This is a genomic window from Natrinema limicola JCM 13563 (assembly GCF_000337475.1).
Classification (GTDB): Archaea; Halobacteriota; Halobacteria; order Halobacteriales; family Natrialbaceae; genus Natrinema; species Natrinema limicola.
In genome coordinates this window covers 1-19,581 of record NZ_AOIT01000035.1, presented here as the reverse complement: position 1 = coordinate 19,581, position 19,581 = coordinate 1, and the positions used below count along the sequence as shown (strand labels likewise).

General features: G+C 65.0%; 22 protein-coding genes. 14 read left to right on the top strand and 8 right to left on the bottom strand.

What is annotated here, in order from left to right:
• The first annotated feature begins 54 nt into the window (after nucleotides 1-54).
• The gene (locus tag C476_RS09580) at nucleotides 55-600 is read left to right on the top strand and encodes a hypothetical protein (RefSeq protein ID WP_008012327.1); all 546 of its coding nucleotides are present in this window, start codon (nucleotides 55-57) and stop codon (nucleotides 598-600) included.
• A gap of 21 nt (nucleotides 601-621) precedes the next feature.
• On the opposite strand, the gene C476_RS09575 is transcribed toward C476_RS09580, so the two are convergent.
• The gene (locus C476_RS09575; RefSeq protein WP_008012325.1) at nucleotides 622-2,283 is read right to left on the bottom strand and encodes a tRNA uridine(34) 5-carboxymethylaminomethyl modification radical SAM/GNAT enzyme Elp3; all 1,662 of its coding nucleotides are present in this window, start codon (nucleotides 2,281-2,283) and stop codon (nucleotides 622-624) included.
• A gap of 173 nt (nucleotides 2,284-2,456) precedes the next feature.
• Here C476_RS09575 and mbhE point away from each other — a divergent pair, with 173 nt between their 5' ends.
• From mbhE to mnhG, 7 genes are read left to right on the top strand one after another with little or no spacing between them, the layout of a single operon-like run.
• Complete coding sequence (gene mbhE / locus C476_RS09570) at nucleotides 2,457-4,886, top strand: hydrogen gas-evolving membrane-bound hydrogenase subunit E (protein WP_008012323.1); 2,430 nt, start codon at nucleotides 2,457-2,459, stop codon at nucleotides 4,884-4,886.
• Entirely contained in the window at nucleotides 4,883-5,347 is a 465-nt protein-coding gene (locus tag C476_RS09565) for an MnhB domain-containing protein (RefSeq protein ID WP_008012321.1), read from the top strand. Before mbhE ends, C476_RS09565 begins: the two co-directional genes overlap by 4 nt.
• Nucleotides 5,344-5,697 carry a sodium:proton antiporter gene (locus tag C476_RS09560; RefSeq protein WP_008012318.1) on the top strand — a complete coding sequence of 118 codons (354 nt, stop codon included), beginning with the start codon at nucleotides 5,344-5,346 and terminating at the stop codon, nucleotides 5,695-5,697. Before C476_RS09565 ends, C476_RS09560 begins: the two co-directional genes overlap by 4 nt.
• Nucleotides 5,694-7,343 carry a Na+/H+ antiporter subunit D gene (locus C476_RS09555; protein ID WP_008012316.1) on the top strand — a complete coding sequence of 550 codons (1,650 nt, stop codon included), beginning with the start codon at nucleotides 5,694-5,696 and terminating at the stop codon, nucleotides 7,341-7,343. The genes C476_RS09560 and C476_RS09555 overlap by 4 nt, the downstream gene beginning before the upstream one ends.
• Nucleotides 7,343-7,948, top strand: coding sequence for a Na+/H+ antiporter subunit E (locus C476_RS09550; protein WP_008012313.1), 606 nt, complete (start codon nucleotides 7,343-7,345; stop codon nucleotides 7,946-7,948). Before C476_RS09555 ends, C476_RS09550 begins: the two co-directional genes overlap by 1 nt.
• Nucleotides 7,941-8,231: a monovalent cation/H+ antiporter complex subunit F gene (locus C476_RS09545; protein WP_008012310.1), complete on the top strand. Its 291-nt coding sequence runs from the start codon at nucleotides 7,941-7,943 to the stop codon at nucleotides 8,229-8,231. Before C476_RS09550 ends, C476_RS09545 begins: the two co-directional genes overlap by 8 nt.
• Complete coding sequence (mnhG, locus tag C476_RS09540; protein ID WP_008012309.1) at nucleotides 8,228-8,602, top strand: monovalent cation/H(+) antiporter subunit G; 375 nt, start codon at nucleotides 8,228-8,230, stop codon at nucleotides 8,600-8,602. Before C476_RS09545 ends, mnhG begins: the two co-directional genes overlap by 4 nt.
• A 6-nt stretch (nucleotides 8,603-8,608) precedes the next feature.
• On the opposite strand, the gene C476_RS09535 is transcribed toward mnhG, so the two are convergent.
• The 3 genes from C476_RS09535 to C476_RS09520 form a co-directional block, all read right to left on the bottom strand.
• On the bottom strand, nucleotides 8,609-9,079 hold the full coding sequence (locus C476_RS09535; protein ID WP_008012308.1) for an SHOCT domain-containing protein: 471 nt from the start codon (nucleotides 9,077-9,079) through the stop codon (nucleotides 8,609-8,611).
• A 474-nt stretch (nucleotides 9,080-9,553) separates the two neighbouring features.
• Nucleotides 9,554-11,677 carry a DHH family phosphoesterase gene (locus tag C476_RS09525; RefSeq protein WP_008012306.1) on the bottom strand — a complete coding sequence of 708 codons (2,124 nt, stop codon included), beginning with the start codon at nucleotides 11,675-11,677 and terminating at the stop codon, nucleotides 9,554-9,556.
• 90 nt (nucleotides 11,678-11,767) lie between these two features.
• Nucleotides 11,768-12,031 carry a hypothetical protein gene (locus C476_RS09520; RefSeq protein WP_008012305.1) on the bottom strand — a complete coding sequence of 88 codons (264 nt, stop codon included), beginning with the start codon at nucleotides 12,029-12,031 and terminating at the stop codon, nucleotides 11,768-11,770.
• A 112-nt stretch (nucleotides 12,032-12,143) separates the two neighbouring features.
• On the opposite strand from C476_RS09520, the gene C476_RS09515 reads away from it, so the two are divergent.
• The 5 genes from C476_RS09515 (at nucleotide 12,144) to C476_RS09495 (ending at nucleotide 15,617) form a co-directional block, all read left to right on the top strand.
• Nucleotides 12,144-12,872 carry a metal-dependent hydrolase gene (locus C476_RS09515; RefSeq protein ID WP_008012304.1) on the top strand — a complete coding sequence of 243 codons (729 nt, stop codon included), beginning with the start codon at nucleotides 12,144-12,146 and terminating at the stop codon, nucleotides 12,870-12,872.
• A gap of 107 nt (nucleotides 12,873-12,979) precedes the next feature.
• Complete coding sequence (locus C476_RS09510) at nucleotides 12,980-13,375, top strand: OsmC family protein (protein WP_008012303.1); 396 nt, start codon at nucleotides 12,980-12,982, stop codon at nucleotides 13,373-13,375.
• A gap of 107 nt (nucleotides 13,376-13,482) precedes the next feature.
• Entirely contained in the window at nucleotides 13,483-14,562 is a 1,080-nt protein-coding gene (locus C476_RS09505; protein ID WP_008012300.1) for a ComEC/Rec2 family competence protein, read from the top strand.
• Nucleotides 14,559-14,846, top strand: a complete 288-nt coding sequence (locus C476_RS09500) for a DUF3006 domain-containing protein (RefSeq protein ID WP_008012298.1) — start codon at nucleotides 14,559-14,561, stop codon at nucleotides 14,844-14,846. Before C476_RS09505 ends, C476_RS09500 begins: the two co-directional genes overlap by 4 nt.
• Nucleotides 14,847-15,077: 231 nt before the next feature.
• Nucleotides 15,078-15,617: a gamma carbonic anhydrase family protein gene (locus tag C476_RS09495; RefSeq protein ID WP_008012297.1), complete on the top strand. Its 540-nt coding sequence runs from the start codon at nucleotides 15,078-15,080 to the stop codon at nucleotides 15,615-15,617.
• Between the two features lie 4 nt (nucleotides 15,618-15,621).
• Here the strand turns inward: C476_RS09495 and C476_RS09490 are convergent, their stop codons facing one another.
• Together C476_RS09490 and C476_RS09485 are read right to left on the bottom strand one after the other, a co-directional pair.
• Nucleotides 15,622-16,644, bottom strand: coding sequence for an amidohydrolase family protein (locus tag C476_RS09490; protein WP_008012296.1), 1,023 nt, complete (start codon nucleotides 16,642-16,644; stop codon nucleotides 15,622-15,624).
• A 128-nt stretch (nucleotides 16,645-16,772) separates the two neighbouring features.
• Complete coding sequence (locus tag C476_RS09485) at nucleotides 16,773-18,005, bottom strand: HD domain-containing protein (RefSeq protein WP_008012295.1); 1,233 nt, start codon at nucleotides 18,003-18,005, stop codon at nucleotides 16,773-16,775.
• Between the two features lie 109 nt (nucleotides 18,006-18,114).
• Here C476_RS09485 and C476_RS09480 point away from each other — a divergent pair, with 109 nt between their 5' ends.
• Nucleotides 18,115-18,330 carry a hypothetical protein gene (locus C476_RS09480; protein WP_008012294.1) on the top strand — a complete coding sequence of 72 codons (216 nt, stop codon included), beginning with the start codon at nucleotides 18,115-18,117 and terminating at the stop codon, nucleotides 18,328-18,330.
• Here the strand turns inward: C476_RS09480 and C476_RS09475 are convergent.
• Together C476_RS09475 and C476_RS09470 are read right to left on the bottom strand one after the other, a co-directional pair.
• On the bottom strand, nucleotides 18,303-19,064 hold the full coding sequence (locus tag C476_RS09475) for a tRNA-dihydrouridine synthase (protein ID WP_008012293.1): 762 nt from the start codon (nucleotides 19,062-19,064) through the stop codon (nucleotides 18,303-18,305). The two genes, C476_RS09480 and C476_RS09475, sit on opposite strands and share 28 nt — an antisense overlap.
• 1 nt (nucleotide 19,065) lies before the next feature.
• A partial coding sequence (locus C476_RS09470; protein ID WP_193788159.1) for a 2-phospho-L-lactate transferase CofD family protein occupies nucleotides 19,066-19,581 on the bottom strand: 516 nt, incomplete at its 5' end.

The window sequence follows — 19,581 nt, the reverse complement described above, 5'->3', positions numbered from 1 at the left end:
GTTAGCTGTCATTACTATGCTTACTTTTCTTGCCCTAGACGGACAACGACCAATATGGCCAGTGACGGCGACGGCGAGGGCACATCGGCGGCATCGAACGCGAGCGTCGGCCCGGCTGGCGACCCCTCGACGGTCGGCGATACTGACACGACACGCGCGGACGGGTCGGGCACGAGCGACGGCGTCGTCCCGGCACCCGTCGAGGACGCCAGCGGCTACGGACTCTCGCTGACCCTGCTCGGCGGCGTGTTGCTCGCGCTGGCGTACTACGGCTACATCGCGGTGACCGGCCCACAGACGCTCGGGCAGGCGATTCCCGGCCCGTTCTATCTCCTCGTGTTCGCGCTGCTGTTCGTCCTCGAGTTGTTCCAGAGCCGCGAGCGCGGGGCGATCGCGGTGGTTCGGGCGACTGCGCTGGCGCTTTTTTATGGTGGGCTGACCGCCTTCGCCATCGAGGGCAGCGTCTATCTCTGGCGCAATCCCAGCGTCGCACTCGATGGCTACGTCGGCGTGACCGTGCTGGCCGTGTCGCTGGTCGTCGCGGCGCTGGCGTACTTTCTCTATCTCGCCGCACTCGAGTCGAGCACGGCAGGAAAGTAGAATTAGCTCAGTCGGACCTGTTCAGAGCCGTTTGCTTACGTACGGCCCGTCCTGATGGTAGCCCAGTTTGTTCCGATAGTACTCGCGAGCGCCAATGCCCGAAATCACGCTGACCTTGTCGTAGCCGGCGTCGGCGGCGAGGGCCTCGGCACGCTCCATCAGTCGGCGGCCGTAGCCCTGATGTTGGTGCTGGTCGGTTTCGCTTTCGTTCCCGACTGCGACCTCAGAGCCGTAGACGTGGAGTTCGCGGATTAGGGCCGTGTTCTCGAGTTCCGGACGGACCGGATCGTTCGGGAACCGAAGCCGGCAGAAGCCCACGAGGAGGTCTTTCTCGAAGTCCTCGAACGAGATGAAGTGTTCAGTGCCGCCGCAGGCGTCGTAGGTCATCACATCGAGTTCGACGTTGTCGGGGTCCTCGTCGTTCATCCCGGCCTCGCGACAGCGGATACACTCACACTCCCAGCCGTGCTCGTCCATGCGCTGGCGGGCGAGCTGTCGGAGGTTTGATTTCCAGACGCCGGCGTCGATGAAGTCCGCCGGAATGTCCCGCTGGACGCGCTGGAGGCGCGTATAGCGGGGGATCATGTCTTTGATCTCTGCGACCAGTTCGGCGGCCTCGTCGTTGTCGAGTGGGTCGTACTTGCCTTTGTGCCACCAGTCGTAGGTTGCCGTTCCGCGGACGATCAGCGTCGGATAGATCTTCAGGTAATCGGGCTTCCACTGCTCCTGTTCGAAGAGCCGCCGGAAGTCCTCGAGACACATCTCCTTCGACATACCCGGCTGGCCGGGCATCATGTGGAAGCCGACCTTGAACGCCGAGTCCCGTAGCCGCTGGTTGGCGTCGATCGACTCCTGGACGCCGTGGCCCCGGTGCATCTCCCGGTTGATCCGCTCGTAGGTGGTCTGGACGCCGACCTCGACTTTCGTCCCGCCGAGGTCGAGCATCCGGTCGATCTGTTCAGGATCGCACCAGTCGGGTTTGGTCTCGAAGGTCGTCCCGATGTTGCGGATATCGGCGGTCTCGTTTTCTGCGATGACGTCCTCGACGTACTTCCACTCGTACTCGTCGGGATCCTGTGCGAAGCTGACGCCCTCGGCTGGTTCGGGCTCCTTGTCGACGTCGTAATCGTTCATCGCCTCGAGCGCGCGCTTGACGAACCATTCCTGATAGTCGTGTGACCGGGCGGTCATCGTCCCGCCCATCAGGATGAGTTCGACCTTGTCGACAGGGTGGCCGATCTGGCGGAGTTGCTCGAGGCGCAGCGTCACCTGCCCGTAGGGATCGTAGTCGTTCTGGACGCCGCGGGCGGCGGCGGGTTCCTCGCCCGTATAGCTCTGTGATGATGAGAATTCGGAGTCGGGACCGCCGGGACAGTAGAGACACTTCCCGTGGGGACACCGCTCAGGCGAGGTCATGATCGCGACCGGCGAGACGCCCGACGCCGTGCGAACCGGTTTGCGCTGGAGCACGGTCTCGAGCGTCTCGCGGTGCTCCTCGGGCGCGTAGTCGAGCAGCTCGGAGTTTTTCGGCACTTTCGGCGCAGAGTGTTCCGAACAGGCCTCGAGTTTGGCCTTCTCGACCTCGTCGCGCTCGATCTCGCCGTTCAAGATCCGCTCGACGAGCGTCTCACAGACCCGCTCGAACGCTTCGGTTTCGGTCGGTTCGGGCGTCTCGGTACTCACTACACGTGTTTCGTCGCCGTTCGCGAATAAGCGTGTCGGACTCTGCGACTGCCCAGCCCATGCTGGTCGAGCGGGCTCTCGTCGTCTGGCGATCGTCCGCGACCTGCGGTCTGTCGTCAAGTGTCCAAAAGGTAATTCTTTAAGGATGGTCTCATCCTATTCCCGATAACTGAATGTCTCCCGACCTTGCGGTGGTCGTCGCCGCGGTCGCCGTGCCGTTCGTCGCCGCAGCACTCACGCCGCTGTTCTTTCGCGTTCTCGGAGAGGAAACGGGGTTCGCGGGGACTGTCGTCGCGCTGGCCTCGTTCAGCCTGCTGGCCACCCAATACGGGAGCGAGGGGACCGTCGCGCTCGAGTGGATTCCGGCGCTCAACGTCGCGTTGCGGTTTTACGTCGACGGCTGGGCGCTGTTGTTCGCGTTGCTGGCAAGCGGCATCGGCGCGCTCATTTTTACCTACTCACCGGCGTACATGCACGGTCAGTCGGGGCTCGTTCGATACTACGCCGCCTTGTTCGCGTTCATGGGCTCGATCATCGGTGTTGCACTCGCGGCTGATCTGATCGCGATCTTTCTGTTCTGGGAACTTACCAGTCTCGCCTCGTTCGTCCTGATCGGCTTCTACACCGCTGACGACTCCTCGCAATACGCTGCCCGGATGGCCATGTTCATCACCGTCGGCGGCGGGCTCTTCTTGCTCGTTGGTTTCCTCATGTTGTCGGTCGTCGCGGCTGATATCCTCGGCTCCGGCGCTGCGTTCGATCTCGCTGCGATGCTCGAGGAGTCGGACGCGATGGCCACAGCCCTGCGAGATCGGGGGCTGTTTCTCCCCGTATTAGGGCTGCTCGCGATCGGCGCGGGAACCAAGTCTGCACAGGTTCCGCTGCACTTCTGGCTACCCAACGCGATGGCCGCACCCACGCCGGTCTCGGCGTTTCTCCACTCAGCGACGATGGTCAAAGTCGGCGTCTACTTCATCGGCCGCGTCCGCCCCATGCTCGTCGGCCCGGAGTGGCTGTTCCTCTTTGCGACACTTGGCCTGACGACGATGACGGTCTGTGCGATCATGGCCGTTGCGGCGACGGATATCAAGGAACTGCTGGCGTACTCGACGGCGAGCCACCTCGGGTTGATGGTCGCCGGCTTTGGGTTTACCTCCGTCTACGGTGCCGAAACGGGTGTCTTCCACCTGCTCAACCACGCTCTGTTCAAGGCCGCGTTGTTTCTGGTCGCCGGGATTATCGCCCACGAAGCAGGGACTCGAGAGATCAACAAACTCGGCGGGCTCCGCCACGATCTCCCGGTGACGGCGGCGATCACCACAGTCGCCGCGCTCAGCATGGCCGGGATACCACCGTTCAACGGCTTCTACTCGAAGGAACTGCTCTTCGAGGCCGCCGTCGAGGCGAGCCACTACCACGACATCGGACTACTCGGCTGGCTCTATCCTGCCGTCGCCGTCTTCGGGAGTATCTTCACCGTCCTCTACTCGCTGCGATTTCTCTCGCTGTTTGTCGGCGACCGTCCCGAGGCACTCGACTACGTGCAAAGCCCGCCCGTGACGATGCTCGTCTCCCCGGCCGTGCTGGCACTGCTCGCAGCGGTCGTCAGCGTCGATCCGCAACTCGCCGTCGACGTCATCGTCCAGTCCGGTCTCGAGGCGACGGCGGTCGATCCCGGCGAGATGCACGTCGGCCTCCCCACGTCGTACTCGACGCCGGTCGGGATGAGCGCGGTCACCATCGCCGTCGGCCTCGCCGCGTTCCCGTTCTACGATCGCCTTCATGACGGCATCCGCGGGGTTGTGGGGCCGACGCCGCCGATCCGCCCGAACTGGTGGTACGACGTCATCATCGAGGGGCTCACCGACGAAGGACGCTGGTTCGCGGAAACGCTTCATAACGGTCTCCTGCGGACGTACGCGACGTGGGTGCTGAGCGGGATCTGTGCGTTCGCGCTCGCCGGCTTCGTCGCGGCTGGTGCTATCGATTCGATCGGCGTCGGCACCGAGGTCACGGTGGCCATGGGATTGGTCTTGCTCGTGGCGGTCGTCGGGGCACTGGCCGTCGTGCTCTCGGATACCCACGTCGCGGGCGTGCTCACGCTCTCGATTCTCGGCTTTATGATCGCTATCTTCTATATCCTCGGGAGCGCGCCCGACCTCGCGTTGACCCAGCTCGTCGTCGAGACGCTGGTGCTCGTCCTCTTCTTGCTCGTGATCGAGGAGATTCCGGCAATCGAGCGGATCGCGGTCGGGACGACAGTCCGCGACGTTGCCCTCTCACTCGTCGTCGGCGTGACCGCGTTTATTACGGTGCTCGTCTCGAGCGGCGCACGTCCCGCCGGCAGCACCGACATCGCCCGCTACTTCGCAGCACAGGCCGTGCCGGAGGGCGGCGGCACCAACATCGTCAACGTGACGCTGGTCGACTTCCGCGGCTTCGATACGCTGGGTGAACTCGCCGTGGTCGCACTCGCCGCGATCTCGATCCTGACGCTGATCGTCATGCGCGGCAGGGGCGACGAGCGATCCGCTGCCCGCAGTGACGACGACGCGATCGAGACGCGAGACACTGACACCACCACAGGAGGGACAGACGAATGACGACGGTCATCATGCGCACGACCGCGCGAGCGATCGTCCCGATCGTGCTGGTCGTCTCGATCTCGCTATTCATCGAGGGGCACAACCTCCCCGGTGGCGGGTTCATCGGCGGCGTGCTGACGACGACGGCGTTCGCGATCATCTACATGGGATTCGGCCTCGACTTCCTGGAGCGAGGCATCCTCGGGCGCGACGTCGACCCTGGCAAGGAACCCTCGCGCGACCGGGTCGTCGTGGCCTACCGCCGGCTGTTCGCCTACGGCTTCGCGATCGCGGTCGTCAGCGGGCTCGCGCCGCTTGCCTTCGGCCAGCCGTTTCTCACGCAGACGTTCGTCATGCTCGAGGGGGTGCCGATCTACGATCACCTCGAGGTCGCAAGCGCGATCGCGTTCGACTTCGGCGTCTACTGTGTGGTCGTCGGCGGCTTACTGACGATCCTCTCGGTGGTGGGGGCAGAATGACGGCGATCGTCCTCGCAACCGCGGTCGGTGCGCTGTTCGCGCTCGGAACCTTCCTGCTCTTGCAGCGAGATCTGATCCGGGTCGTCTGGGGGCTGGCGATCATCAGCCAGGCGGCGAACGTCTACCTGCTGACGATGGGCGGGATCGCGCCGGCGGTCGCCGACTCGGTGCCAATCCTCGCCGGCCACGGTGGAGGCGCTCCGCAGACGGCCGATCCGGTGGTGCAGGCGCTCGTGTTGACAGCCATCGTCATCGGCTTCGGCATGACCGCGTTCGCGCTCGTGCTGTCGTATCGGGTCTACGAAGAACACGGAACGTTAGACGTAACTGAACTCGGTGATCGACGATGACTGCGACGCCCGTTGGAACTGACTCACAGCTCGTGATCGCGCCAATGTTGATCGTCCTCGCTGCGGCCACGGGCACGCTGTTGCTCGGCCGCTATCCGCGGGCTCGAGCCGCGGTGAGCCTGACCAGTGGCATAGCCTACGCGCTCGCGGTTGCAGCCATCGACTGGTATATCGTCCTCGCGCCGGACGCGCCGGGAATCGCGACCTACCAGGTCGGCGGCTGGCCGGCCCCCTTCGGCATTACGCTCGTCGCCGACGGTCTCTCGGCGTTCATGCTGACGATGGTCGCGATCCTCGGCGTTGCGTCGCTGGTCTTCTCGACCCGCCACCTCCCCGGCGGCGAGGGACGGAGTTACTACTTCCCGCTGTTTCACTTCCTCGCGCTGGGCGTGACCGGCGCGTTCCTCACGGGCGACCTGTTCAATCTCTTCGTCTGGTTCGAGGTAATGTTGATGGCCAGTTACGTCTTCGTCGCCTACAGCGGCGGCCCCCAACACACTCGCGCCGCGTTCTGGTATGTCACGCTCAATCTGGTCGGCAGTGCCGTCTTCCTGCTGGGCGTCGGCGGGATCTACGCGACCACGGGGACGCTCAACATGGCCGACCTCGCCCAACGGCTCGCCGAACCGGCGGCCTACGGCCTCGAGCCGGTCCCGGTCGTTGGCCTGTTCGGCCTGCTTCTGTCGGTGTTCGCGCTCAAGGCGGGGCTGGTTCCGTTCCAGTTCTGGATTCCGACGGCCTACCGGGCCGCGCCGCCACAGGTTACCGCCTTGCTCGCTGGCGCGACAAAGAAGGTCGGCATTTACGCCATCATCCGCCTGTCCTTTACCGTCTTCGCCGGGGCCGAGGTCGGCGTCGAGCTCGCGCTGCCAGGGATGCCGATCGCTGGCGACTCCCCGCTGCCGTTCGTCGGCGCGGCACTGTTCGTGATGGCTACTGCCAGCATCCTCGTCGGCGGCATCGGAGCCGTCGGACGGGACTCGCTCGAGGGCGTGTTCGCCTACTCGAGTATCGGCCAGGTCGGCTTTATCGCGATGCCGGTCGCGATCGCGACGACGGCGGCGGCCCCGGGCCTGCGCAAGCTGGCGATCGTTGCCGCGCTAGTGTATGCCCTCAATCACACGCTGGCGAAGGGACTGCTCTTCCTGTCGATCGGCACGATCCGGGCGGCGACGGGGACGAGCCGCTTTGCCGATCTCGGCGGGCTAGCGAAACGATCGCCACCGCTCGCGATCGCGGTGTTCACTGCCTCGCTCGCGCTCGTCGGCATTCCGCCACTGTCGGGCTTTTTCGGCAAGTTCCTCGTCTTCGACGCCGCGGCTCGAGCCCGCGCTGGCCCCGTGCTCGTCGTCTTGCTCGTCGGCTCGCTGCTGACGATCGCCTACACGACTCGGGCATGGAATCGGAGCTTCTGGGGAGCCCAGACGGACGCCGTGGAGACAGCGACGGTCGATCCGGTGCAGGTGGCAGTGCTTGCAGTCCTCGCAGCGACGATCGTCGCGGTCGGCGTTGGCTTCGAGCCTGTCTACGAGTTCGCAGAACTCGCAGCCGACGCGGCCGTCGACACCGAGGGCTACGTGGACGCTGTGGCTCCACAGGAGGCGAGTGACCTGCTTGACTCGAGCGCGAACGGAGGTGACCACTAATGCGCGTTCGGACCTGGCCCGTCGTCGGCGTCGTCTTCGCCATCCTGTGGGTGTTCGTCCGGGGCCTGCCGCTTGCGCCCATCTCGATCGTCCGTGGGCTGCTCGCCGGACTGCTCGTCGGGCTGCCGGTCGCGTTCGTCTTCCGGCGGCTCTACGGCAAGGACCTCGATCTCGGCCGTGTAATGGGAGCGGTGCCCTACGCCGGACTCTATCTGGGTGCGTTCACGTGGGAGCTCCTGCGGGCGAACGTCGACGTCGCCTACCGGGTGCTCTCGCCTGGGATGCCGATCGAACCCGAAGTGATCCTCGTCCCGCTGCGGGTCGAATCCGACATCGCGATCACCGTCATTGCAAACAGCATCACGATCACGCCCGGCACGGTGACCCTCGATTACGACGACGAGACCAACGCGCTGTACGTCCACGGCGTCGACGGCCGCGATCCAGAAGCAATCGCCGACCCGATTCGCACATGGGAAGACTACGCACTCGAGTTGTTCAACGAAGCCGCCTCGCCATCCGACCCGCCGCCGGAGATCGTCGTCTCCGGTGGGGAAAGAGACAGTACCGCCGACGGCCAAGACGAGGGTATCGACGATGACTGAGGCGAATCCGGTCGTGCTCGAGACGGCGATCCACGGCGCGCTAATCCTCGTCAGTGGCCTCTGTGTCCTCTGTGGGTATCGCGTGATTCGGGGGCCGACGAACCCGGATCGGGTGGTCGCACTGGATGCCATCGGGACGAACGTCGTCGCGATCGCCGTGTTGTTCGCGCTCCTGACTGGCCGGGGCCTCTTTATTACGGTGAGTCTCGTGCTCGCGATCATCGGCTTCATCGCCACCGTTGCCGTCGCCAAGTTCGTCACCGACGGCGAGGTGATCGAATGATTCACACTGCCATCGTCATCGCGCTGGTCGTCGTCGGTGCCTTTTTCCTCACCGTCGGCACCATCGGCCTGCTGCGCCTGCCGAACGTCTACAACCGGATGCACGCCACCAGTAAGCCGACGACGCTTGGTGCTGCGGCGATCTTTCTGGCCGGCTTCGTCGAATTCGGCCCCGGCAGCGAGGGATTGACCGCACTCATCGGGATCGCCTTCCTCTTTCTGACCGTTCCTACTGGTTCGCACATGATCGCCCGCGCTGCAGAACGCATTGGGGTCCCCTTCCTCGGCAGCGTCACCTGGCCGGATCCGAACGCGGTCGAGCGGCCGGGAAGTACCGAGCGAGGCGACGACACTGAGCCGAGCGACGATTGAGGGTTCTTAGCGGTCGTACTCGAGGTTCTCTTCTCGCTCGTCCGTTCGCTCTCGGTCCCGTTTTCGAGCCCATTCTTGTGCCTCCTCGAGCGTCTCCGTATCCAGCAGTCGCTCGAGTTTCCGTTCGAACTGCTCGTCGGTCAACTCGCCGGCGGCGTAGCGCTCGCGCAGCGTCTCGAGGGCGTCGGTCGTAGAATCCGTCGCCTCGGATTCGTCCGCCTCTGCGGTGTCCGTGCTGCTGTCGTCGTCGACCCACTCGCGGCGATCGTCCTCGTCGCCGAACAGGATCGCGACCAGCGGGACGACGGCAACGTAGCCGACGAGCAACGCTGCAAGCCACCAGTCCTGGCCGGTGAACATCGCGCCGAGCCAAAACGCCGTCACGAGCAGTGACGTGATCCCGGTCACGTTCTCGCGCAGCCGCGTCACCGGCCCGTCTCCAGCCGTGCCGCGATCGGCTCGCTTGCGTCCGTTCATACGTGTCAATTCAGTCGGGATCGGAAAGACACTGGTGGCTCGAGAGGTCGTCCGCTAGGCCGGTCCTCAAGAGGTGATGACGAGCACAAATGACAATCGGACTGAAAGATTATAACACTCGAGTACAAGCTGGTACTATGCCGTCTGTAGAAGGGCTCAAGACGTGGTTTGACTACGAACTCCTGTTCATAGCACTCGCCATCGGCGTTCTGATCGCTCTCTGGGGACTGAATCAGATCACTAGCTCTCTATCGGGTCTGCCGCTTACGAGTCCACGATTCGCGCTCACGGTCACGGCTCTAGGCCTCGGGACGGTTCTGTTTCTGATCTGGCTGGCCGGTCGATATACTGAACAGTAAGTAGTGATCTGTGCGGACACCTGGCTGATACACTGACACAACCATTCAACCACGATCGGCTATAGCGAACAGCGCTGCCGCTCGAGGTGTGAGCGGACAACGGAGAAGACGGGTCTTACGCGAGCGTCTCGCCGAGCGCCTCGAGTGCGGCGTCACGAACCGCATCGCGTTCGCCGGGCAGGAACTCGACGTGGCCGTCGGCACCGCCGACGACGCTGACACCGCCGTTCGGCACGGCCTCGGCGATCGCGTCGCCAAGGTCGCGGACGTTCACGTCTTCGGTCGCGCGGACGTGGAGTTCGTCGTCGCCGACGCCGAGCGTGACGTGGGTGGCTGCCTGCTCGCGCTCGCTGCGATGGAGCGCGTCCAGCAGGAGGATCGTCGTCGGGAAGTTGTACCGGTGGGTGAAGGCGTCCGTGTCGAGGACGGAGACGGTGACGCCGTCGACGTCTTCCACGGTGAGGTTCTCGCGAGCCGTCTCGAGTTCGGTCTCGAGTTTGTCACGGAACTGCTCGGAGACGTGGGCGGCCAGATCGCCGTTTCGGGGGCGCTCCGAGTCCTCGCCGTCGCCGAACAGCAGGTCGATGATGAGCTCGCGTTTGTCCTTGTAGGACTGGTAGTAGGCCTCGAGGGCGACGGCTTCGCGGCGCTCGGAGACGCCGGTCTCGTCGTAGCCGGCCTCGCGGGCCAGTTCGAGGTATGCTTCGGGCGTGTCCTCCCAGTAGCTGACTGCGGGAAGGTGCTCGAGATCGTCGCGGACGTCGTCGTTGACGTGGGCGGCGACGTTGGTCGCCAGCGCAGTCGAGGTGACGTCGGCAACGTCAGCGCCGGCCAGCGACGGGGCGACGGCAACGGAGACGGCGTCGGTGATCTCGTCGTCGGCGCGGCTGTCGTCGATCACGAGCGCTTCGGCGTCGTACAGCGAGAGCAGGTCGTAGCCGTCGACGGATTCGACGGTCGAGCCAGCGTCGACCAGCACGACCAGCGGGAGCTGCTCGCCGTGGCGGTCGCGGGCCTCGAGCATCGAGGTGACGTCGTTCGTTGCGGCGTCCATGTCGTAGACGCGGCCGTCGAGCGGGCGACGCTCGAAGTAATGGTACTCCGCGTCCTCGCGGGTGTGTTTCTCGCGGATCAGCGGGAGCACGGCGCGTTCGATAGCGGCCCCGGCGACGTAGCCGTCGGCGGTCGCGCCGTGGCGGACGACGACCGGGCGTGCTTCCATGACGGCCCGACGGATCGCGGTCGCCGCGTCGGCGATGCCGTCTTCGACGGCCGCGACCGCGTCGTGGTCGGCCAGCGGCGCGACGTCTTCGGGTCGTGCCTCCTGTTCGAGCGCGCTCTCGAGACGGTCGACGACCGTCTGGCGGGCCTCACCGTCGAGGATCTCGAGAGATTCGGTCTCGACCTGCAGGTCGCCGTTGTGGCGTTCGACTTCGCCTTCGAGGGCGACGATGTCCTCGAGTTCGACAGCAGGATAGGCGCGAACGCCGGCTTCCTTGAACGCCGCACACTCGACGGTCGCGGTTTCGTCGCGCAGTTCGAAGACCGTCGGGCCGCTGGTCTGGCGAACCCCGGTGATCTCGCCCTCGAGGCGGACGACGCTGCCAACCTGATTCTCGATCGCGTCGACTGTGGTTCGCTTGAGCGCGGGCTCTTCCTCGGCGGCGTCGTCAGTCGTCGGCGTCGATGCAGCGGCGGTCTCGGTTGCGACGGAGCCGCTACTCGAGACGGCACCGGCGGGCTCCGCAGCCGCGGTCTCGGTCTCGTTGGCGGCAGCCTGCAACTCGCCGGCCGACGGCGACTCGGCGTCGCTCTCGTCGGACGTCTCCGTTTCGGTATCGTCTTCTTCGTCTTCGAGGTCTTCGGGACGATACTCGCCGTCAGCAGTCTCGATCAGGTGGCCGCGGAACTCGCGTTCGCGCTGGCGGATCGACCAGCCGAGGTCGACGTTACCGTTGTCCCGGACGTCGAGTACCTGGACGAAGACGTCGTCGCCCGGTTCCCAGTCGAGACTTTCGAGTCGGCGGTCGAGTTCGCTTCTGTGCAACAGGCCGGTGACGTGGTCTCCGATGTCGATGAAGACACCGAAGTCAGCGTAGCCGTCGACGGTCCCCCGGTAGTACCGACCGGGCGTGAGCTGCGAGGGAGACGTGCCGCGAAATTCGAAAACAGCATCCTCCTCGTGACTCTCGCAGATCTCGCCGTCAACGGGTGTGCCGCAGATGATACAGTTACCCATCTATTCGGACCAAGCAGTTTCGCCCTAAAACGGTTGTCGAAATGCGTTCGTGCCACGAGGCGCTGTCAGAGCCGCGACACAGCGTTGCCGTCAGTCGAAAACGGCCGACTCGTCCTCGAGCGCGTCGATATCGTCCACGATTTTCTGAACGTCCTCCGGGAACAGCGAGATCTGGATCTCATTCTCGTCTTCGTCCTCGAAGACGAGTTTGACGCGCTTGTCGCCGAACGCTCTGGCTTCGGCTGACTCGACGTCGAACATCTTGGCCGTCACTGCCTTGTTGTTCGGGCCGACGTTCTTGATCGCGCCGTCGTTTAGCTCTACCATGAACTCCTCGAGCGTGAGTGCGAGCATAGTCGCTGTACGAACCGGGGATACAAAACCACACGGCATCGCCAGCGGGCGACGCGAGCCGTGTCGACCCCGCCCACTTTTATAATGGATTCGCACGAACACGTCACCTGCTATGGAACTTACCTGGCATGGCCACTCGACGTGGCACGTCACCGTTGGCGAGACGGACCTGTTGATCGATCCGTTCTTCGACAACCCGAAGACCGACCTCGAGCCGGCTGACGTCGACACACCTGATTACGTGCTGTTGACACACGGCCACGCCGACCACATCGCCGACGCCGGGGCGTTTTCGGAGGCGACCCTGGTCGCGACGCCGGAACTCGTCTCCTACTGCCAGGAGGAGTTCGGCTTCGAGGACGCCGTCGGCGGGATGGGGATGAACCTCGGCGGCACCGTCGAGTGTGGCGACGCCTACGTCACGATGGTCCGAGCCGACCACACCAACGGGATCATGACCGAAAACGACGCCAGCGGCGGGATGCCCGCCGGCTTCGTCGTCTCCGATACGAAGCCAACGCAGGTCGCAGACGAGGACGCGACGACGTTCTACCACGCCGGCGACACCAGCCTCATGACCGAGATGCGCGAGGTCATCGGCCCGTATCTCGAGCCCGACGCCGCCGCGGTGCCGATCGGCGACCACTTCACCATGGGACCATGGCAGGCCGCCGTCGCTGTCGACTGGCTCGACGTCGATTACGCCTTCCCACAGCACTACGATACGTTCCCGCCGATCGAACAGGACCCCGAGGACTTCGCCACGGAAGTGCGCGCGACCGGCGGCATCGCCGAGGTCCACACGCTCGCAGCCGACGAGCCGTTCGAACTCGAGCCCTGAGCGCCGCTTCGACCGCTCGACCCTCACACCGTTTTTGTTCGGCAGATCGGATCGTCGTTCCTGCGAGAACAACGTTTACAGCACCGGCTGTGGACGTCTCGAGTGCCATGGCGAAAACAGTCACAACCGTCTCCGAGGAAGGGTACAGCGCCACCAACGAGATCCGCGAGTTCGAGACCACGATCGACGCCAACGGCGAGGACGCACCCGACACGCTCGAGGCACTGCTGGCGGCGTATGGCTCCTGTTACGTGCCGGCGCTGCGCGTCGGCGGCCAGCAACGCGGGGCCGACGATCTCGGCAAGATCGAGATCGACATCACGGGCGAACTCAACGACGACGACAAACTCGAGTCGATTCATTTCGACATCAGTGTCGAGGGCGACGTCGACGACGACACCGGCGAGGAAGTAATCGAACGCGCCTTCGAACTCTGTAAGGTCCACGACGCGCTGAAAGACAGCCTCCACGCCGACACGACTTTCGAGGGCGACGCGTTCTAACGGCGGGCCGGCCTGCCGACACGGTCTTTCGTTCGTATTCGTGACAGCCAGATGTTCGAACCGGTCCGAACACACATCCCTCCCGAGTGCGTCGGCTCGACACACGAATGCGCCGAGAACTGTTGGTCGTTGCCGTCGCGGGAGTGCTCGTCTTCGCCGGCTGTAGTAGCGCGATCGATAACAGCGACGGCACCGAGCGTGCTGGGGCAGTCGACGTCAGTGGCTCCCTCGAGCTCCACCACATCGACGTCGGACAGGCCGATTCGACGCTCATCGTGACGCCATCGAACGAGACGATCCTGATCGATACGGGCGACTATCGCGACGACGGACAGACGGTTATCGACTATCTCGAGGCCCACGACATCGACCGCATCGATCACCTGGTCACAACTCACGGCCACGCCGACCACATCGGCGGCCATCCCGAACTCATCGAACACTTCGAAGAAGACGGTGACGGGATCGGCGCAGTCTACGACTCCGGCGTCGTCCACCCGACCGCGACCTACGAGCGCTACCTCGACGTCGTCGAGGCGCACAATGTCTCGATCTACGAGGTCGCAGCGGGCGATCGGCTGTCACTGGCCGGCGACGGCCTCGAGGCCACCGTCCTGAACCCACCTGACGGCGACGCGAGCGGTGACATCGACACCAACGGCATCGTTCTCTCACTTGCCTTCGGCGACTTCTCGTATCTGACGACCGGCGATCTCGACGCCAGTGGGGAACGGCGACTCGTCGAGACGTCCGGCGACGACCTCGCGGCCGATGTCTACCAGGCAGGCCACCACGGTTCGTCGACCTCCTCGAGCGCGCCGTTTCTCGACCGGGTCGATCCCGACGTCGCGATCGTCTCGAGCGCGGTCGACTCCCGCTACGGCCACCCACACGATGAAGTGCTCGCGGCCTTCGCCGACCGCGGGATCGAGACCTACTGGACTGGCGTTCACGGCGATATCGTCATGACGACCAACGGGACGGCCGTCTCGGTCGCCACGGAACGGAACGCATCGACCGACCCGGCGACGCTGCTCGAGCGCAAACACGCGGTCCAGTCGGCACTCGTCGCGCCGCTGACACGGAGCGGGCCCCACGCTGAGATCGGACTCTGGCTGCCGACGACCGACAGCGGTCGGCCATCGGTTTACGGCACTGTCGCTCGTACTGCGGGGGTAGCAAGATGAGCGAGACCTATACTGCCGTCCTCGATCGCATCGTCGACGAGGGGACGGCAGTGCTCTTGCTCGAGAGCGACGGTGACGTCGTCGACGACCTCGCCGTTGCGCTCGAGGCGCTGCCGGTGGCCGGCCGCCACGAGGGTGCCGTCTTCTCCGTGACCGTCGACCGCGAGAAGGGGCGGCTGCTCGAGGCGACGTATCGGGCCGAGGCCGAACGGAAGCGACAGGAGTCCATTCAGGACCGGTTCGACCGGCTCTCCGAGCGGCTGTCGGATCGGGACGAGAAGTAGCGGTGCAGGAACGAACGGAAGGAGTCCGAACCGGCTGGTTCGGTGGGACTGGCGCGGCGGCAGGATGCTGTTGTCTGGACCATAGTGTGCCGCCACCCAGCATGTTTTGCGACGACTGCCGTAACTATGATACCAAAATATGCTGGTTTTATAATAGCGTATCCTATAACAAGTTGCCGACATACGGACGGAACCGCGCCCCCGTCGAATCCGACACGCCGCCCGGCCGTGATGGGCAGGTTCAAGACGGTTCTCGAGACAGGACCCCACATGCTACGTTCGTTCAATGGGACCGAACCGCAGGTCGCCGACTCCGCGTACGTCGACGAGGCCGCCGTCGTTATCGGCGACGTCGTCATCGAAGACGATGCGAGCGTCTGGCCGAACACCACGCTCCGCGGCGATCACGGCCGGATCGTCGTCGGCGAGGGAGCTAACGTTCAGGACAACGCCGTTCTCCACGAGGACGCAGAATTAAAGCCCTACTCGACGGTCGGCCACAGCGCCATCGTCCACGATGCGACCGTCGCCGAACGTGCACTGGTCGGCATGAACGCCGTCGTCCTCGACGGCGCTCACGTCGGCGAAGGAGCCGTCGTCGCCGCCGGCAGCGTCGTTACAGAGGGGACCGAGATTCCGCCGTCGACGCTCGTTGCCGGGACACCGGCCGAACCGAAAACCGAGATCGACGACCCGCATCTCGAGGCGACCGCCGATCGGTACGTCGAACTCGCGAACGAACACGCCGAGACGTCCGAGCGACTCGACTGACGGACTAACCGAAGACGACTTCCCGAACGTCGTCGACGCCGGCACGCCGGACGACGGCCCGCACCGGGTCGCGCGCGCCGGCGAGATTGTCCGAGTCGCCATCGAGGACCAGCAGCCGGGCCTCCCGTCCAGGCTCTACAAGTCCGTACTCGAGGCCGGCGATCTCCGCCCCGTTTATCGTCGCCATCCGGAGGATTTCGGTGGCCGGCAGCGCCGAGAGTTTCGCGAGGAACTCCATCTCGCGGAACATCGACGGCGAGTTGAGCATCACGTTGTCCGTTCCGAGCGCGAGCGTCGTGCGCTCGTGTAACTCCTCGTAGGGCGATAGGCCGACGCCGGTGACGAGATTCGAGCGGGGGCAGACGACGACCGGAATCTCGCTGTCGGCGAGCCGATCGAGGTGGAGCGGTTCGGGATGGACCATGTGGACCAGAAAGTCCGGCTCGAGGTCCAGCGCAGGGTTGATGTCGCTTGCGTCGACCTCGCCGGCGTGGATGCCGAAGGGTTTGTCCGCCTCGCGGGTCGCCCGCCGCTCCTGGTCGAAATTCGCATCGTTCGTCCCGCTGGCACCGAAGCCATCGCCGGCATGCATCGCGTCGACGGAGCCACGGGCAAACGACAGCGCATCGATCTCGAGGTCGGCTGCGGCGTCTGCGAGCATCCGAACGCCCTCGACGTCGCCCTCACGAAAGTCCAGACAGGCCGCCGTCCCGGCCTGCTGCATGAACGACAGCGATCGCGCCATCGCGCTCACCAGGTCGTCGCGGGAGGCCGCCCGGAGCAGCCGGTGTTTCAGTCCGTCCGGTGGGGCGACCAGTTCCTCGAGCGAGAGGTCGCTTCCGCCGGCCTCTTTGGCGATCGAGTCGCCGATGTGGGTGTGGGCGTTGACGAAGGCCGGGAGGATGATGTCGTCGCTCTCGACCGACGTTTCCTCGATGGCCTCGATACGACCGTCGTCGTCGATGACGACCCGTCCCTCGATGGGGTCGAACTCGCGGCCGCGGAGAATCGTTCCCGTTCGTTCCATACGGGTCAGTTCGCCGTCAGCGTCTTCAACGGTTCGACCCCGAAACCGTGCTCATACTACTGGACAGAAGTCAATACGAAGCCAGCCGCGAATTTGCGGCCGGCTTCATGTCGTTCTGTCCAGCAGTATCAGTCGACGAACTGATCAAGCGTCGTGTCCAGTCCATCCCGGACCTCGCTGACGAGCGCGCCGTCGATGTCCAGTCCGAGCACGTCGACGGCAGCCCGACCGACCCGATCCCGCAACTCGGGCGGCGAGTAGACGCCGAGTCGCCACTGAGAATACTGGGCAGTCCGGAGCGCCGCGACCAGCGGCGACTGCTGGCCTAGCTGTCGGATCTCGCCGTTGACCATCACGCGAGTCGTCGACTCCGTCATCGACGGTCGACTCGGCACATCAAGGATGACACCAGCAGGATCAACGTCCGCCCGTTCGCCGATCTCACACTCGAGGTCGCGGATCGTCTCGTGATCGGACTCGATGATCCCGTCAGGCACGTCGTCGAGTTCGGCCCAGACCGCCCGCTTGTACAGGTCGCGGTGATCCAGTCGCCTCGAGAGCGCCGCCGTCCGCTCACACGAGCGTAGCGCCACGATCAGGTCGTGATCGTCCATCCGCTGGAGGGTCGCCGCGTCGACATCAGTGTCGGGCGTATTCAGGAGGCGTTCGGCGGCCCGTCGGAGCATCGCCTTGCTAATTCGGGCGACGCTGTGGTTGTAGACCGTCGGGTTCATCAGCGCCCGGGCGACCAGCAGGCTTTCGGCCGTCTGGACGTTTCCCTCGTCGAGGACGAGTTCACCGTCGACGAAGGTCAGTTCCCGGACCAGTCGGCCGTGGTCGATCGTCCCATAGGGAACGCCGGTGTGGTGGGCGTCCCGCACCAGATAATCCATCCGGTCGACGTCGAGTTCGCCCGAGACCACCTGTCCGAAGCGTCCCTCTCCGGCAACCAGATCGGCGACCCGGTCGGGCTCGAGGCCGTGGTCGCGCAACACCTCGCCGACCGCCCCGTCCGCGAGCAACTCGTGGACATCGTCGTGATACCGGCCAGTGCGACGGTGGGTCAGCGACTCGAGGTTGTGGCTAAAGGGTCCGTGGCCGACGTCGTGGAGCAAGGCGGCAGCGTGGACCCGTTCGGCTTGTCGTCCCTCGATAGCGAGGTGCTCGAGGGCTTCACAGGCGAGGTGGTAGACGCCGAGGCTGTGTTCGAAGCGAGTGTGATTGGCCGAGGGATACACGAGCGAGACGGTCCCGAGCTGGCTGATATGCCGAAGCCGCTGGACCTCGGGGGTGTCAAGCAGGTCGCGGGCGACGCCGTCGACCTGAATGTGGTCGTGGACGCTGTCCTTGATGACCTTCATCAGTCGCCTTTCGGCCGGTTCGTACAAAAACGGTCGTCCGAACTAGGTTCAGGCTGCGAATACCGGCTCAACGATTACCCCCCTGTCGCCACGTTCTGTCCCGACAGCCATGACCGACTTGACAGTTCCACCCGACGCCAACACGAAGCGGATCAAAGTACTCGTCCAGAATCACGTCGAACTCGGCGACACCGTCGAGGTTCGCAGCGAGGAGTGGACGGAAGATCGAATGATGGACGTCACCGGCGAGGTAACGGGCCTCGAGTCGGCGTCGTCGCAGCTGTTCTGGCCAGCACGCTATCGGTCTGCCTTGAGCCCGAACTGACGGTCGACAGCCGCGCGAACGCGCTCGAGCACCACGGGGTTGTCGCTGGGGCGGCCGACGCTGACCGCGTCGGCCCCGTAGTCGGCGTACTCGCGGACGGTCGCGTCGTCGCGGACGCCGTTGTTGGCGATCACGAACAGGTCGGTCGCATCGACCACGTCCGCGATAACCGACTCGGAGTCCATCGCGTCGACGTGGACGAAGTCGGCCCCCGAGCGCTCGAGATCGCGAGCCAGCGCTGGCAGGTCGACGCCGGGGATCTCGGCCCGAACTTTTACGCCGACGATCGCGCCAGTCTCGGCCGCCTGGGTGACGTACTCCGCGAGCCGATCGCCGTCCCGAAGCAGCGTCTCGCCACAGCCGACGGCACAGAGTTCGTCCTGCCGACAGTGGGCATTTATCTCGAGGAAGGCGTCCCGATCGCGACAGACGCGGGCCGCATCGGCGATCGGCTCGACGGTCGCACTTCGGACGTTGAACGCCGGCTGGAGAGGGACGTCTTCGAGGGCTGCAAGCTGTCGGTCGATGAAAGCGAGTGGATCGTCGGGCAGGAACTCGGATCGGTCGCGAGCGACGAGATCGCGCGCGGCAGCCCGCGAGTCGGCGTCGATGGCGATCCCGCCGAGGAACGCCGCGCCAGCGTAGTCAGCGCCGGCTCGCGCCCAGTCGGCGTCGGCTTCGCCGCTGAGGCTGGCGAGCGCGAGCGGCGGGGTAAACGAGACTGGTTCGGTCATGTTAGCGGACACGTTCGATCGCGTCGTCGACGGCCCGGGTCACGCGCGCGGCGTCCTCGGCGTCGTCGATCCGGATGTCGGTCCGGACCGTCGGCCGGTCGAAATCAGCGTCGTCGTCCGCGTCGATCACGAAGGCGTCGACGAACGGGTACACGGAGGCCAGCCCTTCGGTGCTCGGCTCCGCATCGACTGCGGCCATGAGATCGCCCGCGGGCCCGGAGAAGGCGTCGTCGCCGAGAAACGGCGAGACAGCGACGACCGTCGTCTCCGCGAGCGCCTTTGCCACGCCCGGCAGCGCGAGCATCGGCCCGATGCTGGTGACTGGGTTCGAGGGGCCGATGACGACGGTGTCTGAGAGCGCCTCGAGAACGCCCGGTGCGGGCTCGGCGTTCGAGGAGCCGCGGAACTCGACGGTCTCGACGGCTGGCTCGCCGCGGTTGGCGACCCAGTACTCCTGGAAGTGCATCATCCCCTCATCGGTGTGGACGCTGTCTCTTATACACATCTCTGATGGCGC